This is a genomic window from Bacillus sp. z50 (assembly GCF_058313585.1).
Genome location: NZ_JBZFQL010000001.1, coordinates 163,735 through 181,170 on the forward strand (window position 1 = coordinate 163,735; position 17,436 = coordinate 181,170).

The 17,436-nt window shown below is 35.6% G+C and carries 16 protein-coding genes; 5 read left to right on the forward strand and 11 right to left on the reverse strand.

Annotated features, from left to right (window positions below):
• Positions 1–8: 8 nt before the first annotated feature.
• The 4 genes from AC4G3N_RS00730 to htpG form a co-directional block, all read right to left on the reverse strand.
• Positions 9–638 carry a YesL family protein gene (locus AC4G3N_RS00730; RefSeq protein ID WP_491089549.1) on the reverse strand — a complete coding sequence of 210 codons (630 nt, stop codon included), beginning with the start codon at positions 636–638 and terminating at the stop codon, positions 9–11.
• A 39-nt stretch (positions 639–677) separates the two neighbouring features.
• Positions 678–1,994, reverse strand: coding sequence for a glycoside hydrolase family 125 protein (locus AC4G3N_RS00735; protein ID WP_491089550.1), 1,317 nt, complete (start codon positions 1,992–1,994; stop codon positions 678–680).
• Between the two features lie 11 nt (positions 1,995–2,005).
• Positions 2,006–4,705: an alpha-mannosidase gene (locus tag AC4G3N_RS00740; protein ID WP_491089551.1), complete on the reverse strand. Its 2,700-nt coding sequence runs from the start codon at positions 4,703–4,705 to the stop codon at positions 2,006–2,008.
• 525 nt (positions 4,706–5,230) lie between these two features.
• On the reverse strand, positions 5,231–7,111 hold the full coding sequence (htpG, locus tag AC4G3N_RS00745) for a molecular chaperone HtpG (protein WP_491089552.1): 1,881 nt from the start codon (positions 7,109–7,111) through the stop codon (positions 5,231–5,233).
• A gap of 255 nt (positions 7,112–7,366) precedes the next feature.
• Here htpG and AC4G3N_RS00750 point away from each other — a divergent pair, with 255 nt between their 5' ends.
• The gene (locus AC4G3N_RS00750) at positions 7,367–7,549 is read left to right on the forward strand and encodes a hypothetical protein (RefSeq protein WP_066103696.1); all 183 of its coding nucleotides are present in this window, start codon (positions 7,367–7,369) and stop codon (positions 7,547–7,549) included.
• A gap of 14 nt (positions 7,550–7,563) precedes the next feature.
• On the forward strand, positions 7,564–7,812 hold the full coding sequence (locus AC4G3N_RS00755; RefSeq protein WP_066103694.1) for a spore coat protein: 249 nt from the start codon (positions 7,564–7,566) through the stop codon (positions 7,810–7,812).
• Positions 7,813–8,037: 225 nt separating this feature from the next.
• On the opposite strand, the gene AC4G3N_RS00760 is transcribed toward AC4G3N_RS00755, so the two are convergent.
• The 4 genes from AC4G3N_RS00760 to AC4G3N_RS00775 form a co-directional block, all read right to left on the reverse strand.
• Positions 8,038–8,136 carry an Arm DNA-binding domain-containing protein gene (locus tag AC4G3N_RS00760; RefSeq protein ID WP_139891899.1) on the reverse strand — a complete coding sequence of 33 codons (99 nt, stop codon included), beginning with the start codon at positions 8,134–8,136 and terminating at the stop codon, positions 8,038–8,040.
• Positions 8,137–8,551: 415 nt separating this feature from the next.
• Positions 8,552–9,040, reverse strand: coding sequence for a prolyl-tRNA synthetase associated domain-containing protein (locus AC4G3N_RS00765; protein WP_491089553.1), 489 nt, complete (start codon positions 9,038–9,040; stop codon positions 8,552–8,554).
• A gap of 311 nt (positions 9,041–9,351) precedes the next feature.
• A complete protein-coding gene (locus tag AC4G3N_RS00770) occupies positions 9,352–9,771 on the reverse strand; it encodes a hypothetical protein (protein ID WP_066103690.1) in 420 nt (139 codons plus the stop codon).
• A 207-nt stretch (positions 9,772–9,978) separates the two neighbouring features.
• Positions 9,979–10,425 (reverse strand): DUF6376 family protein, encoded by a 447-nt coding sequence (locus AC4G3N_RS00775; protein WP_066103687.1) that lies wholly within the window; start codon positions 10,423–10,425, stop codon positions 9,979–9,981.
• 384 nt (positions 10,426–10,809) lie between these two features.
• Between AC4G3N_RS00775 and AC4G3N_RS00780 the strand changes: the two genes are divergently transcribed.
• The 3 genes from AC4G3N_RS00780 (at position 10,810) to AC4G3N_RS00790 (ending at position 13,957) form a co-directional block, all read left to right on the forward strand.
• Positions 10,810–11,232 carry a hypothetical protein gene (locus AC4G3N_RS00780; RefSeq protein WP_066103686.1) on the forward strand — a complete coding sequence of 141 codons (423 nt, stop codon included), beginning with the start codon at positions 10,810–10,812 and terminating at the stop codon, positions 11,230–11,232.
• A 557-nt stretch (positions 11,233–11,789) separates the two neighbouring features.
• Positions 11,790–12,695 carry a sulfurtransferase gene (locus tag AC4G3N_RS00785; protein WP_066103684.1) on the forward strand — a complete coding sequence of 302 codons (906 nt, stop codon included), beginning with the start codon at positions 11,790–11,792 and terminating at the stop codon, positions 12,693–12,695.
• Between the two features lie 212 nt (positions 12,696–12,907).
• Entirely contained in the window at positions 12,908–13,957 is a 1,050-nt protein-coding gene (locus AC4G3N_RS00790) for an aldo/keto reductase (protein WP_491089554.1), read from the forward strand.
• Positions 13,958–14,031: 74 nt separating this feature from the next.
• Here AC4G3N_RS00790 and AC4G3N_RS00795 read toward each other — a convergent pair whose 3' ends face one another.
• The 3 genes from AC4G3N_RS00795 to AC4G3N_RS00805 all read right to left on the reverse strand — a co-directional run bounded on the left by AC4G3N_RS00795 (position 14,032) and on the right by AC4G3N_RS00805 (position 17,211).
• Positions 14,032–15,186 carry a thiolase family protein gene (locus AC4G3N_RS00795; protein ID WP_066103680.1) on the reverse strand — a complete coding sequence of 385 codons (1,155 nt, stop codon included), beginning with the start codon at positions 15,184–15,186 and terminating at the stop codon, positions 14,032–14,034.
• 54 nt (positions 15,187–15,240) lie between these two features.
• Positions 15,241–16,218, reverse strand: a complete 978-nt coding sequence (locus AC4G3N_RS00800; RefSeq protein WP_066103678.1) for an NAD(P)H-dependent flavin oxidoreductase — start codon at positions 16,216–16,218, stop codon at positions 15,241–15,243.
• 537 nt (positions 16,219–16,755) lie between these two features.
• Complete coding sequence (locus tag AC4G3N_RS00805) at positions 16,756–17,211, reverse strand: HutP family protein (RefSeq protein ID WP_066103676.1); 456 nt, start codon at positions 17,209–17,211, stop codon at positions 16,756–16,758.
• Between the last annotated feature and the right edge of the window lie 225 nt (positions 17,212–17,436).

A 17,436-nucleotide genomic window follows, 5' to 3' on the forward strand; every position in this document is an offset into this window, starting at 1 on the left:
AGATTGTTTTAGTAACCTTTATTGCTACTTACTTGACTGTCTAAAGCTGTAAATCGGCTAAGACAGATTCTCATCATCCAAAAGGCAGGCGCTACTGCAGACACAAATAGAATAAGACCTGGATACTCATTAATCATATAGCCAATCAGGATAAGGCCAATCAAAATGAGTATAGTAGAAGGCATGCTGGTCGCCGCAAACAGAAATGACTGTTTAATGTATCCCCTATTTGGTAGTTCATAATGAGCATAGATTGCAAAAAAGTAGCCAATCGCCAGTAATAACACGCATACAAGAATATATAAGAAGATAGAAAGAAAACTAGCCAAAAACCCTGTCATTACTTGGTCAACTATTCGAATATCAATAAATAGGAAAAGTCCGATGCCATAGAAAATCAAGCCATTTACATTACTTCTTCTCCATTCTTGAAAATAAATCTGCTTAAATGTTTTTAAAACAGGTACATCCGTTTCGTTTCTAATCCATTTTCTTAATATCGTAAATAAAGCCACAGACGCAGGGAAAAATCCGAATATGCCTAATCCAAGGATAGTAAACGCAAACCAACACCAATTGACTAAAATTACTCTCCAAATCCACTCACAAACACCAATGATCCATGGCACTTTTTTCATTGCTTCATCCCCTCAAATGAAAATTCTTCCCCAAGATACTTATTGATTTTTAATCAACTGATGATAAAGCGGGCTTCCTTTTACCGCTTTCCCCGTTAAACTTAATACAAATTCACTAAACATTGTGTTAGCCCAAGCAAACCAATCTCTTGTAAATTCTTCTGGGCAATCGGCGTTAAAGCCCTCATGCATATACGCCGTTCCGCCATCAGTTGTTTTAAAATAGTCTAAAATCATTTGTTTTTCGGCTTCAACCGTTGTCGTCATTCCTTGAATTGCAAGTGCAATATGCCAGATATAATGATCAGGTGTATGTGGACTTCCGATTCCATTTGCAAATTTCCCTTCATAATAATATGGATTATCCCTACTTAATATAAATTGGCGTGTATTCGCATATACTTGATCTTCATATGGCATGTATCCTAAATAAGGAGCAGCCAGCAGGCTTGGAACATTCGCATCATCCATTAAATTGACCCTGCCCTCACCATCCGTTTCATATACATACATGTCACCGTTAATTGGGTGAGAGAACTTGGCAAAAGTTTCGATTCCTTGTTTTATTTCATTGCGAAGATTCAGACATTCTTTGCTTAATATTGGTAGGTTCAATACTTGATTGCTGATTTCAGCTGCATATTCAAGTACTACCACTGCAAACATATTAGAGGGCACTAAATACCCGTAAGTACAAGCGTCATCACTTGGACGGAAGGCACTCCATGTCATTCCGGTCGGTACAACATGTCCTCCTTTTCCATGACGTATTAATGTGTCGGACTGACGAACTTCTGCACGTTCAAACCGGTATGGTGAATGATTTTCATGATCCTGCTCCGTTCTCCATACATGAAGAATTGTTTTCATAACATCCTGGAACGATTCTTGTAAAAACGCAGTACGTCCTGTAGACTTCCAAAATAGGTAAGCCAGTTGGATTGGATAGCACAAAGAATCAATTTCATATTTTCGTTCCCAAATATGTGGGGTCATCGTTGTTATGTCGGTTTGATAACCTTTGCCGTTGGCACTTTCATTAAAAGCATTAGCATACGGATCATGAAGTATAAAAGAAAACTGTTGGCGAATTACTCCTTCGATTAAATCCGCTAATTCTTCATCTTCTTCTGCTGCCAGTAAATAGGGCCTTACTTGTGCAGCTGAATCGCGGAGCCACATTGCCGGAATATCACCGGTAATTACGAAGGTTTTGCCATCTTCCTGTTTTTTTAAAGTCGTTGTAAACGTATTAACAAAACATTGCTCAAACATTCTTTGTAATTTTGCGTCTTCCGGAAAAAAGTCATTTACATGTTTGATAAGTCTCTGCATTGATTTAGGAATAGTTATCATCAATTCACACCCTATCCTTTTCTTTTAAATCCAAGTGTAATGATTTCTGCATTTCCTGCTTCATATTGATTTTCTGTCAAAGTTGTTGAATCTTCCAAGATATTACTCTTGTACGATTGATAATCTTTGATAGATGCTTTTAGTATCGCATTCTTTTCACCAGGATTAAACCAGCGAATCATGATATCATCACGATCTTCCGCTACTTTCATAGAGGACCATGCTAGTCCCTTGTCTTCAGATTGTACAAATTGATGTATTGGTGGCCTTGAACCTTTATGTATAGTTGGTTGAACAATAACAAGAGGTACTTTAAATTGGTAAGCATCAACAAAAGCTTGTGATTTAATCACATCTTTTTCATGTGACAGTACTTGCCACTCTGCTGTCTGGATTCCTAAGCATTGTGCTTCAGGTGTCGAAAAATATCCCCAGTCTCCGAGCTCAGCTACCGAACGGAGAACAGTAATTGCGATCGTACCGTCTTCTGGCAGGATTTCATATTCTTGAAGACCATGGGTTGCCACGGTTAAGCCCATTTGCTCATCTGCTATACTGCTAAATCGCTGCTGATGGTGACAAAAGCTAGGATTATCCCATTCTTTTTCTGGTTTATTGGGACGAGTAACAATTTCAAATATACTATCTGCTTTGTGAGTTTCTGTCTTTAAACCAGTTGGGAAAAGCACACGGAGACGATGGTCTGTTGCTTGATTATCAATGGTCAGCGTAAAAACCGGACCTTTCATTCCTTTTGCCAGTGTGACAACAGTTCGTAAAGTAATTGTTGTCATTTCATCAGATCTACCTGCCTCCCGTTCTTTATGCCAAACTAATTGGTTCCTTTCTAAGGCTAATCGCTCATCCGCACATGCTGGAATTGATAACGTATGAGTATACTGGAGTACAGTTTTGAGTTTACTTTGTTCCAACCATGAAAATTCGGCTGCTATCCCCTTTGTATTGATGGAGGCATGCCCCTCTGTTTCCTTAAACATATATTCGTTTCCAATATCACCAGTGTCTTCATATATACCAAGATGATGAAATACTTCTTCCGTTAGTTTATTCATTAAATCAAAACTTCCATCTCCATGAAAATGTAAATGAACATACTCATTTTCCATTTCAAATCTATCATTCTCAGTTTCTCTTGTTTCAGCTAGATGTGCTGGAACCTTTTCTGGTAAAAGGTAGAACGTTTTATAGCCAAATGAAGGAATTCCTTCAGCGAAGAATGATAGCTTAGCCCGTTTAGCAAAAAACGGCTGTCGAAATTGATCGTCTGGTAAATCATATCCAAATTCAATAACAGGTTTTTCAAGGTAATAATCTATTGCCTTTCCTTGATTATCTACGAGTTTATAATAAGGTAATTCTCTTTCCTTAAGATAATTTGGTATTTCTTTAAAATCCATTTGAGAAAAAAATATTTTATCCAGATCGATTTCTTTTATGACTACTTCATTTTTCTCCCAACCGGTTGTATTAATTACAAGGAGTGGGATCCCGCCATCCGGTGTTTCAGATGTATCAATTCTTTCAGCAATCTCAGCAGCAAGTTCCTTAACAAATACATCTCCCATCTGCGAAACTGTTTCAAAACGTGTGACCATTTCACGATGGACTTCATCTACACTGCAGCCACAAATGCTATCATGTGGGTGATTCTTCATCAGTGTTTTCCACATAAAACGGATATATTCTCTCGGGTAATCCCCTCCGGCCAAAAGGTTAATAGCTGCAAGTGGTTCCACGACTTTTTCCAGCAATATTTGACACCTCGTATTCCATTGCTTTAAATAAATACGGCTTGATGCCGTGTTGACAAGGGTAGACCAGCCATCTGTTCGCTGGTTGCGAAGCTCACCTTCAATGATTTGCAGGTTATTGGGAAGTGAGACTTTTAATGCTTGTATATATTCAGCAAAGCTGGAGTGTTTAAATGTATAATCTGGATATAGAGCACCGGCTGTTTCAATTGCTTGCGGTATTGTTTTTTGCAATGGCTGATGGTCGCAGCCGTTCATGAATAATAATTGATTAGTCGAGGCATATTTCTCTGCATCCTGGATTTTTTTATCCCAAAATACCTTTGCTTCTTCCTCATCAACTGGAATTTCATTCCCATTCGAATACCAATTCGCAAAAAGAATACCTAAAACACTAGAACCGTCTGGCGATTTCCAAACAATCTCGGAATAAGGGGATTCAAAGTTTGGTGTATCCGATACTGTATTATTAAAGCCAGTAGGCTTAACACCACGCCCAAATGCTGCTGTATCAATGCCCGCCTGTTTCAGAATTTGAGGTGCCTGTCCATAAATCCCAAATGTATCCGGAAAATAACCAATTTTTGAAGCATGGCCATAGACTTCCGTATCATACAAACCAATCTGTAAGTTCCTGATATTAGCTTCAGAACTGGTTAAGAAAGCATCCTGCAACACGTACCAAGGACCAATATAAAGTTTTTTATCTTCAATCAATTGTTTTACGATTTCAAAATTTTCAGGGTGGACTGCAAAATAGTCCTCTAAAAGGATTGTCTGGCCGTCAAGATGAAACGATTTAAATGTATTACCATCCTTCTTAAATTGCTCAATGATACTATTCATGAGTTTGATAAAGTAAAAACGATGTTTTTCAAAAGGTAAATACCACTCTCTGTCCCAGTGAGAATGAGAAATTATATGGGCAGTCTTATTCATAAAGACTTTTCCTCCTTTGGTGATTTACACTCAACAAGAAAGCGCTGTCATTTTTTTGTAAATAGATTCCTTCAATATCTACAATAAAAAAACCAAGTTCTTCTAGCAATAGAATAGAGGAAAGTCATAAAGTTATTACAGTAGATATTAAATTAGTCCAGTGAATTTGTTATGTAGTTTAACTTTATCTTTTAGATACAATTTCTTTGGATTATTAAAATGCATTATTCATACCTTCCTGTATAAAGAAAATTACAATTATGAAAATGATGGAAATCACCCAAAATGCAAAGGCCTAATCTTCTATAATGAATGGTACAGAGAATATTTATACGATGGTTATCTTAACTGCTGTATACGCTCCTTCCTCTACTTGTCCTTCTGTATCATCACATCTACAATGTGCTTATACGAACAAAAATTTATTCTAATATCCTATATATAATAGAGCTGGAAAAGATGCTATATATATAAAAGCATCAGTCTACCCATCTCCTAGGGTAGACTGATGCTTTAAGGTTATGATTAAACCATTACTTTACAAATATTATTTGTAAACTCAACTGGGTCATTGATTGGCAGTCCTTCTATTAATAAGGCCTGGTTATACAATAGCTCAGTATATAAATCCAGCTTGGATTTATCCTGTTCATAAGCTGCTTTTAAAGATTGGAAGACTTCATGATTTGTGTTGATTTCCAATACTTTATCTGCCTTCACATTTTGATTATCAGGCATAGCATTCAAGATTTTTTCCATTTCAATCGTGATTTCTCCATCAGCGGATAAACAAACAGGGTGTGTTTTTAAACGTTTGGAAGCCCGGACATCCTTCACTTTGTTTGTAAGTAATTCCTTCATATAATTGAATATCTCAGTATTTTCTTCTTCTTGTTCATCTGTTTGCTTGTCTGAAGAATTGCGATCAATACCAAGATCTCCGCTGGAGACAGATTTAAATTCTTTCTCTTTATAGTTCATGATCATTTTAACGGCGAACTCATCAATATCTTCAGTGAAGTACAGGATTTCATACCCTTCATCTAGAACAAGCTCTGTTTGAGGAAGCTTTTCTATTCTTTCATAGGAATCACCGGTTGCATAATAAATGTATTTTTGATCCTCTGGCATTCTCGACACATACTCATCAAGAGTCACCAATTTCTTCTCTTTGGAAGAGTAGAACATTAGCAGATCCTGTAAAGCTTCTTTTTTTGCTCCAAAATCACTATACACGCCAAATTTAATTTGACGGCCGAAGGATTTGTAGAATGAATCGTATTTCTCACGGTTATTTTTTAATAATGATTGAAGCTCACTCTTAATTTTTTTCGAAATATTTTTTGCAATAAGCTTTAATTGTCGGTCATGCTGCAGCATTTCCCTTGAAATATTCAGTGATAGATCCTCTGAATCGACCATCCCTTTCACAAAGCTGAAATGGTCAGGAAGTAAATCAGCACATTTCTCCATGATCAGAACACCGTTTGAATACAGCTCCAGCCCTTTTTCAAACTCCTTGGAGTAATAATCGAAAGGAATATTCTCAGGGATGTAAAGAATTGCATTATAACGGATTGTTCCGTCTACATTGATATGCAAGTGTTTAAGCGGCTTATCAAAGCCGTAATGCTTTTCATGATAGAAGCTTTCATAATCTTCATCCGTTAATTCACTTTTATTCTTTTTCCAAATCGGAACCATACTATTGATGGTTTGTTCCTCAATAATATTTTCATATTCATCTTTGCTGCCCTCAATTAGGTGCTTCTCTACGGTATCCATTTTGATTGGATAGCGAATGAAATCGGAATATTTCTTGATAATGGATTTTAATTTATATTCATCTAAATATTGATCGAAATCTTCTTCCTCTGAATTTTCTTTAATCGTAAGAATGATTTCAGTACCGATTGTTTCCTTTTCGCATGGAACAATCGTATATCCTTCCGTACCTTCTGATTCCCATTTATACGCGGTATCAGAATCAAGCGCTTTACTGATTACTGTCACTTTATCAGCTACCATAAACGCTGCATAAAAACCAACGCCGAATTGTCCGATAATATCATGGCCATCTTTTGATTCATTTTCACTTTTAAAAGCTAAAGATCCACTTCTAGCTATCGTACCAAGGTTATTTTCAAGTTCTTCTTTGGTCATCCCAATACCAGTATCCAAGATGGATAAGGTTCTATTTTCTTTGTCTGCACTTACTTTTATGTAATAACTTTCTTTATTAAATGTTAAGGACTCATCTGTTAATGCCTTGTAGTAAAGTTTATCAATCGCATCACTGGCATTTGAAATAAGTTCACGCAAAAACACCTCGCGCTGAGAATAAATTGAGTTAATCATCATTTCCAATAATCGTTTGGATTCTGCTTTAAATTGCTGTTTTTCCATTTTCGTCTTTTCCCCTCCATCGTGTTCTGTAAAGAAAGAATATCCGGCAATTAGCACTCATGAATATCGAGTGCTAATTGCTATCTATTTTTAATTATTCACAATTTTAATATGGTGTCAATATTTGTAGGATAACTTGTTCGTGTAAAAGTAAAGTGAAGTGATTCACTGATAAGATCAACAACCTTTTAGAAATGCATATTTTATGTGGTTTTAGCAGATAGTAGGAGTGTATTTTTATTGAGGAGTGATAATATGCCAAACTTAAATGAATTAGAACTTCAGAACCTGCGTCATATGATCGGCTCGCATGGCACCCTAGCCACTAAGCTTGATTATTATGCACAGCAATGTACAGACCCAGAAATCATACAACAGCTACAAAAAGATGCTCAAGACGCAAGAAATCATAAAGAAGACCTAATGAAATTTTTATAAAAGGAGGATTTGTCATGCAGGAAAAAGAAATGATTAATGATTATTTATCAGGATTAAACAGTAGTCTTACAGGTTATGCGTCTATTATTGCACAGACAGAAAATCAGGAATTAAGACAAAAGGTTCAAGATATGAGAAATCAAGATGAACAAAGACAATATCAAGTCTATTTACTGGCTAAGCAAAGAGGCTATTATAAACCAGCACAGCCTGCAACCGAAGATGAAATCATGACCGTCAAGAATGAATTATCGCAGGGATAACAGACAGGTCTTTATTTAACCCTCTTCTTGACAGGGTGGGGGTCGCTGGTTCGAACCCAGTCGGGATCACACTTTACAAGAAGGCTTAAACCTAATGGTATCAAGGGTTTGAGCCTTTTTTCTATTTTTAGTAAAATTAATATTCCATAAACCGATTCGCCTCCTAATAAGAATCTTTGCATGAATATGCCTAAGATTATGAAGTGGCATGGAACCTTCGCCTTTTTAATTAAGCGCTTCACGTTTTGTTTTAAAACCAATTCGATAAATCTGTTTCCTCTTGCCAGTAAGTGTGTCAGCACCGGCATCTATCCAAACGACCATACTTTACCAACTTTTTAACTGTCAATAAAAAAACCTCCATTTTTGTTGATGGAGGTAGGGTTGATATTAGTATGGATTTATGAAATAGAAGCATAGTTTGTACTGTGAAAGTTATCTTTCTCTATAGCTTCATATGCAGGATTGAGGGTTGTCCATTCCCTTCCTAACCGCTTCCATATATTCCTCCGCCTAAATATTATTGTATCGGCGTATGGACTGTACTGTCCAAGTTCAAACTAAATCGATATCTTCTAATTGATCCAACTTCACTATCACTACCGTCTAAACCGCATGATTACATTTTTGACTTCAACCTACTAGTCCAAATTTATGTTAATTTTTTATTTAGTGCTTTTGCATTTAAAACACACTCGATTATTTAAGTTTAATCATTCACTAAATTTGGTTGGTTTTATTAAAGTTCAACTATCGTGTACTCATACCCGATTGTAGTTATAAATTTATACATATCTTCTGTAGACATAAATAGAGTTTTAGTGTTGTCATTAGGGTGGAACGTTATTAATCTTTCTGAGAGCATCTCTTTATCTAAATAGACTTTTATGTCGTGTTCATCATTGTTTAGCAATCCAAAAATAGAAACAAAACCAGGAGATAACCCCATTTTTTTCATTAACCGTTCGGAAGAACCAAAGCTTATCCGTTTTTCATTGAGAATAGTAGCAAGATGATCCATATCAAGACGCTTTGCTCCATCCATTATAACTAAATAAAACGCATTCTTTTTTTTGTTGGTAAGAAAGAGCGTTTTAGTGCGCACCCCTTCTTTCCCATCAATATATTTGTCTGCTTCAGCTGTTGTCCAAGCAGGAGGGTGTTCAACTACTTCAAATGGAATATTCATTTTAGTTAAGGTATTATATACAATTTGATATTGTTCCATAAAGAATAGGCCTCCATCATTACAGTTCTGAATATTGTTATTATATTTAAATATTTTATCATAAAAATCCCGAAGTATTTGCCTTCGATAAATCAATCTTGAAAAATCTTATTAATCATTTTAAATAATGATCACTAAGCTAACCAATAGACCATAACAAAAGAAACTGCGATCTGATGTGAACCCAAGAAGTTAGATTGGACTCTAACTGGGGTTTCAGTACAGATCGCAGTTCCTTTAATTTTATCAAAGCTACGCTACTAGTAAATAATTAGAATCTATAACCATTAAGTTTGCTTCGCTTATTTTAGCTACCGATTAATCAGAAATAGAAAAGCTAGTACTACAATTAATAATGCAATAAAAACTGACATCCACCCGATCTTCACCCTTATTAATAAACGGTCAACAATAAAGAATGAGATGGCAGAAATAAGACCAAAAACTTGTAACATTGATCCGAAAACAACATGAAATAAAAAGGAAGCAATTTCACGAATTACCCCTTTTTTTGAAAGCTTCCTGCTAAACCAGTCACTAAATATGGATGTCATAACCCCGTAGGTAATAACAATCATAAAATTCATATAATATAAATTATAAAATAAATCCCCTTCAAAACCCGCTGGTATTGAAAAGATAAGGGAAAATATTAAACTACTAACAACGGCCGTTACTATTTTCCTCTTTAAAATAATCGATATTTCCCCTATTTTATCTTGTTTGCTCAAACATAGCACCCCTAAGAAAGATTAGTATTTAATATAAATATTCGATAATCCATCATCTATACCCTTTTTCATTAACGTGCCCCTTTATCTCCATAAGAGGTTTAACAAAAAAACATAAATCCTTCCTGGATCAACGGACTGATAGTAGTACAATAAAAAACTGGCTACAGGATTTTAAATCCTGTAGCGCCTCAGTAGAATATTATTTTATTCGCTTAATTTCTTAATTTGGCTTAACAGATCATTATAAACAGCGATTTCCTCCAATAAACCAATTTCCGAAAGTAATTCTGAACTTAATGTGCCTGCCTCTATATTTTCTAAATACAACTCAATACCACTTGCTAGTTCCATATTATGCTCTACCACTTGATTATGGATATCCTCTAACATAGCCGGTGCTTCAAGTATATTGAATTCTTCTAATTCATTTTGCATTTCTGTTAATAACTCTTCTAATTGAATTTTTGAATTTAAATCGTTTATTGCTGCTTCTGCTACAGTTGGTAATTCATTTGCAAATTGATTTACTTCATCGATGTAATCCGTAGCCTCCGTAACATAATTTAAAGAATTTGACACTTCCTCTATTGTCGAACAACTCGTCAGAAAAATAGTCATTGGTAAAATAAGCATTGATAATAATTTTTTCATTCTTTTTCCTCCATCCATTCCTCAGTATAAACAAAATATATATCCTAATCGACTCATACTGGCCAAGTATATTTCATACCATTATCAGTCATCCAATTTATTAATTTATGGAAGAATCACTCTACTCAATGTAAAAACAACATTTATCTTTAACAAAAGCTCTTTTAAGAATAATAACAAACCTACTGATATCTTCTAGTTTAACACACTAACCGATTACTCCATTTATTCTCGATCCAATCAAAAGCAAACATTCAACTATAACAAAACAATCTATTCCATGATTGTATATTTAATGTTAAAGAATTATTGCCCACACCCTTAATCAAACCAAATAATATACTGTCGTTAGCCTATAAAAAATTGAATTAGGAGTGTATATTAATGGAATATTATGATCGACAAATCCCCGGGCTTCCCAATCTTCCGTTTCCTATTCCAGGATGGCCTGGAACATCAACAGGATGGCCGAATACCAATACTGGAATGCCCGGCACAGGTGGTTCACCAACTGGGGGCACACCCCCACCTTCACAGAATACGATTAATATGTATCAATATCTTCTACAAAACCCGTCAAAAGGCCAAGAGGTTCTAACATCAGGTACATGGGTTGGTTCAGGAACTGGAACAACTTTTGGGGTGGGCTGTGATAGACGCTGGACAATTATGCTTTTAAATAATGGTCGTTATGTATTAATGTGGGTCCTATCAGCAAGTCCGTTTGGTAATACTACAGGAATCATTTTTCCTACTTTTACTTTTGCCTCTTTCCCTACATCTAGTATATTAGCTTATAGTTGCTAATTATTAATTATCTAGACATATGTAAATACCACGAATCTCTTAATATGACGGTAAAAAGTCAACTATCTGTCCACCGGATACTATAAGTAAATCACTTGCGGTGGATGGATATTTTCTCTCGAAGTATACATACCATCGCAATATAAGATTATCCAAACAACGAATGAACCCTAGAATCGCTTATTATCAAACTACTTAATCAAACCTAAAAACTTTCAGGTACAGAATTCTATTTATCGGACTAGTATTTGTAACGTAATGCATTTTATATGTATTTCTTTAATGATACTTTTACGAAAGATAAATGAAGGAAAGACTCCCTGTTTGACAGCTTATGAGACAATCTCCCGTTGAGATAAGTATGTTACGTATCAATGTTTTAGAAAGGCATCAAATATCAATTTTTCATAAACAGTGTCAAATAATTATAGACTTTCCTGATAGTTATTGGGATCTAAATTAAATTGTCACTGATGTTAGATAAAAAGCTAATTCATAGTATTTACATAGAAATTATTATATATTTAACAGAATAACTTATATAGGAGGAAATATACATGCAAACAATTCCTATTATTGTTTCTACAGAATGGTTATCAAGCCGACTTGATGACCCTAAATTAAGATTAATAGACGTAACTACTCTTATGAAACCCTTAGAAAATGGCAGTATCACACTCTCATCAGGTAAGGAATCATATGAACATGAACATATACCTGGGGCGGTGTATGCAGATTTAATAAATGAACTATCTGATTCCGCTTCTGATTTACCATTCACTGTTCCTGATAGAGATTATTTCATAGAAAAGGTTTCAGAATTAGGAATCGGCGATCAGGATACTTACACTGTAATCTATGACCGAGGAGCGGTTGTTGGGGCTCCATTTTTTGCTCCATATTGGGCATCTCGTTTAAGATGGCAGCTTAAATATGAGGGCTTAGACAATATTGCTATTTTGGATGGAGGTTTGCCAAAATGGATTGAAGAAGGTCGTCCTGTTACTACTGATCAGACATCCTATCCAAAAGCTTCGTTTACAAGCTATAGAAGAGATCATTTATTAGTTACAATGGATGAGGTTTTAAAATCTATAGATGATGATTCGGTTATTCTAATCAACAGTCTCTCTCCAGAGGATTTTCGCGGTGAAACTAACAGTTATCTGAGAAAAGGCCATATACCCGGCAGTGCCAATGTATTCTTCGGATGCCATACTGATTCAACAACAAAAAATGTTCTTTCTGATGAAGAATTGAAGGATAACTTTGCGGATATCGGTGTATTTGATTCCAATAAAAAAGTAATCACCTATTGCGGTGGCGGAATCGCTGCTACCTGGAATGCTTTAATACTAGAAAAATTAGGTGTGCAAAATGTCGCGGTGTATGATGGCTCCATGAATGAATGGGCCTCCAAGCCTGACCTACCATTAGTCACTGGAAGTAAAATGATAGATTAATTGATAATTAGAGATCCTCAAATCATTCGGTTTGGGGGTCTTCTATTATTTATTACAAGGTTGGGGAGTATCGGTGAATTATTGAGTGAATCGGCTGAATTATATAAGAATTCAGCTGGATTATCGGTTAAATTGAAATGTTAGGAAGGATTCTTACTCAAAGATAAAGAAATAAGTACGCAGAAAGATATTCTGAGGATGGGGTTGGGAAGTTGAATAAAGATGAGATTCTAATGAATAATGGTTCTGCAACTTCAAAAGCTACTTCTGCATATTTAGATAGGCATGGAGTTATAAAAAGAGAACTTTCTTGTTTTTCAGTCTCTCCAATCGCCATTGGCACACATTTAGGCAGTATGGATGAAACAGACTCTAGACTTTATCGAACTTCGATTGAATATGGATTGAAAAATGGTATCAATTTTGTAGATACAGCAATTAACTATCGAGGAATGAGATCAGAACGTGACATCGGCTTAGTTTTATCTCGTTTAATTGATAATGGAACAATAAATCGCGAGGAAATAGTGATTTCTACAAAAGCCGGAATTATCCCAGGAGATAATGATGCAGGGCTTGTACCTAAAGATTATTTACAGAAAATACTCCTAGATGCAGCAATAGTTGAAGAAGCCGATTTACATATCGTAGGAAATCAGCGACACGTTTTGGCTCCTTCCTATTATCAGTTCGCAATCGAACAAAGTAAGAAGCATCTCAGAATAAATACCATTGACATCCATTATATACATAATCCCGAACTCTCAATGGTGGTTTTAGGAGAAGAAGCTTTTTATCATCAGCTTGAATCACTTTTTTTATTTTATGAGGAACAAGTATCCAGGGGAAATATTCGTTATTACAGGTTTGCATCCTGGGTTGGATTATTATGTAATCCTAAAGAGAAAGGGTATGTATCATTGGAGAAAGTTATGCAAACTTTAGTAAAAGTTGTTGGAGTAAATCATCATTTCAAATTTCTACAATTCCCCTATAACAAAATCACTCACTATGCCAAAACAAGACGAAATCAACAAGTAAATCAAAAATTTCATACTGTTTTAGATGCCGCGAAGGAATTTGGGTTAACTACAGTGACCAGCCCTCCATTTAACTTAGGTAAATTAATTGATAGAGAATGTACTCCAGACGATTATTTACTCTCCATTTTGGGAGAGCAAAACATTAGCTCAGTAATGGTGGGAATGAAACATCCGAACCATGTGGTTAACAATCTTAGATTAATACAGATAAAACATTAAAAATAAAAATTAGTGAATTGAGTAGAAGGCATAAATCTGATTTATGCCTTCTTTTGTTCCAAATAATCAATGTTTTATTCTATTATTCTTTCAATAATAGTAGCATTCGCCATTCCTGCTCCCTCACAAATGGCCTGTAAACCATACCTACCCTCTATCCGTTCTAATTCATGCATTAATGTAATCATGACGCGAGCGCCACTAGCTCCTAATGGATGACCAAGTGCAATAGCTCCTCCATTAACATTTAATTTTTCTGGGTCAGCTCCAAACTCCTCCATCCAGCATAAAGGAACAGGTGCGAATGCTTCATTTACCTCATATAAATCCATATCATTAATGGTTAAACCGCTCTTTTTTAATACCATTTTAGTAGCCTCAATCGGACCTGTAAGCATTAAGGTTGGGTCAGAGCCTATTACTGTTCTGGAGATAATTTTAAAGCGCGGCTTTAATCCCAATTGGGTCGCTTTCTCTTTTGACATAATAAGAAGCGCTGCAGCACCATCACTCATTTGACTCGCGTTACCCGCATGAATGACTCCGTTTTCTTTGAAGACGGTTGGTAGTTTGGCCAGTTTCTCCATTGAGGATTCACGACGCGGTCCCTCATCCTGAGTGACTATAGTTTTAGTCCCGTCATCATTAACTACTTCTATTGGCATGATTTCTCGTTCAAAACGTCCTTCCTCCTGTGCCCGGATAGCCTTTTGATGACTTCTAATTGAAAATTCATCTAGCTGATTTCGGCTAAATCCCCATTTTTCAGCAATTCTCTCTGCAGATAACCCCTGGTTAATTAATTCATAACGCGAAGACAGTTCTTCACTTGGTTTTGCATGTAACCTATTTGACCCCATTGGCACTCGAGTCATACTTTCAACTCCACCTGCAATTACAATATCCATATCACCGCTTAAAATAGCCTGTGCAGCAAAATGAACCGCCTGTTGACTTGAGCCGCATTGACGATCAATCGTTGTGGCAGGTACATGGATTGGGAAATCGGCCATCAGTACAGCTGATCTTGCAATGTTTATGGCTTGTTCTTCAACCTGAGAAACACAACCAATAATAACATCTTCAACCAGACCACTTGAAATACCAGCTTTCTCGGTAAGTTTACGTAAAACTCCTGCAAGTAAATCATCCGGACGAACTGAACTAAATACTCCCTTTCTTTTCCCGACTGGAGTCCTGACTGCTTCCACAATAACCGCTTCTCTCATTAGAGGTTCCTCCTTTAAAATTCACCTTGAAAATCAAATAACTTTTTTTTAGATTCATAACTTAGTAGCTGCTGTTGAAGGTAATATGTCTAATGCTTTCTCATATTCCTGCTGCAAAGTTTTAATAATAGACTCTATTGGTTGAATATCTTTAATCGACCCTACTCCTTGGCCTGCAGACCAAATATCCTTCCAGGCTTTTGCTTCATTTTGTTGACGAACCACATTCATTTCGCTTTTCCCCGGTAGGTTAGCTGGATCCAAACCAGCTTTTTTGATACTTGGTGTGAGGTAATTTGCATTCACACCACTAAAGGTATTCGTATAAATAATATCGCTGGCATTCGATTCAATTAACATTTCTTTATACCCTTCTTTAGTAACCGCTTCCAAAGAAGCGATAAACCGAGTTCCCATATAAACAAAATCAGCACCCAGCACTTTTGCTGCAAGAATTTCTTGTCCGTTTGATATACAACCTGCCAAAATAATAATTCCATTCCAAAATTGTTTAACTTCAGCTATAAAGGCAAACGGATTCAACGTCCCTCCATGACCACCCGCGCCATTGCAAACAAGAATTAATCCATCTACTCCGGCCTCAGCTGCTTTTTTTGCATGCTTAATGCTTATAACATCAGAAAAAACCAGCCCGCCATATTCATGGACGATTTTAACTTCATTTACCGGTTTTCCAAGTGACGTAATTACGATAGGTGGTTGGTATTTCTTTATTAACGCTAAATCACTTTCATAACGATGATTAGTAGAATGAACAATTAAGTTTACTCCCCAGGGTGCTATTTTTTTGTTTCTATGTTCTTTCTGTAATCTTACATGTCCATCCTTTATTTCTTGAAACCATGCCTCCAATTGTTCCTCAGTTCGTGCATTTAAAGTTGGAAAAGTACCAATAACCCCGGCATTACAGCTTGCAAGTACCATTTCAGGAGTAGAAATAATAAACATTGGTGAAACAATAATCGGCAAAACGGATTGCTCCGCTAATTCTTTGACACTTTCTTTTCTCATTTGTTCTCCACCTCCAATTTTTTTATCATTTTTTGATTTTACAACTACAAATTTCTGTTTTGGAATAAATAGAATCCTGTTGTCTATTTGATTTTTGAGAAAAGATTATGTAGAGTTTTACTAAAATCTTTATATTGGCGGTCTAGTTTGGATGGTGTATAGGATGGTGAAAGTACACCTTAATTTATGATCAATTACATAAAAAGCCCAGATTCAATTCCCTAAACAAGATACACTCTATTTCAAATTAGATAAGTAAAAATCCCCTCCATCCATTTAACTTAATGTGTAATTTTTTCAATTAGAATCTTTATTCATTAGCTACTTAAAATCACTGCATATAATACTTTTTCATCAACAGTTAGATATTCCCTTTAAATTACCGATAAAATGATTGTGTTTCTGTTTTTTTAACCATCCATACACATGGTCCTGCCTTGATCAAACATGTTATTCATAAAAAATATAAAAAGAAGACTTCACTAGGAAAAATTATTCCTGGTGAAGTCTTCTGAATAGGGTGACAGATAGCGCTGACTATAAATGATTAAAACCAAGGCCTAATGTTTCCTGTTCAATCCCTTTTTCCTCTGAATCAGACCGTCCATAAATGCAAACACCAATCCATTCATTGCCCGTGCTTATTTTTTTATTTTTACCTCTTACTATGCCATAGGTTAAATCAACTTTTTTAAGTAAGTCACCTACTTGAATGGTCCCTCTGCCGACTCCTTGTACTGCCTCTAAAATGGTATGATATAACGTATTTCGTTCATTGTAGGATTCCGAATTTATAATTCCCTTTGTTTTTGCACTTGCTTCAATGACAGAGATGACTTTATTCAAGTCGATAGATCCTATACTTCCCACAGTATACCGGCAATTTTCCATGTTTAACTGCTTCTTTATCATTTCTCCCGCTTCATTGTTATGTAAGAGTACCAATAAAGAAGTTAACTTGCCCATCGTGAAATCGTGATCCTGTATGATCATCTTTAGCACCCCCTCAGTAAATAAAGCAATTGCCAAGTGAGAATAAATTGTCCTTAAACCATTTTAATAATCACAACTTAATATTTCGTTTATTAGTGCTTTTTATACTTATAAACAAACGAATTCTTGGGAGCTAACTAAATTGAACATCTTTATCCCATTACTATATATGTATTTTAATTCGAATCGATTTATTTATGTTTTTTTAATAGGAGGGATCTTTTT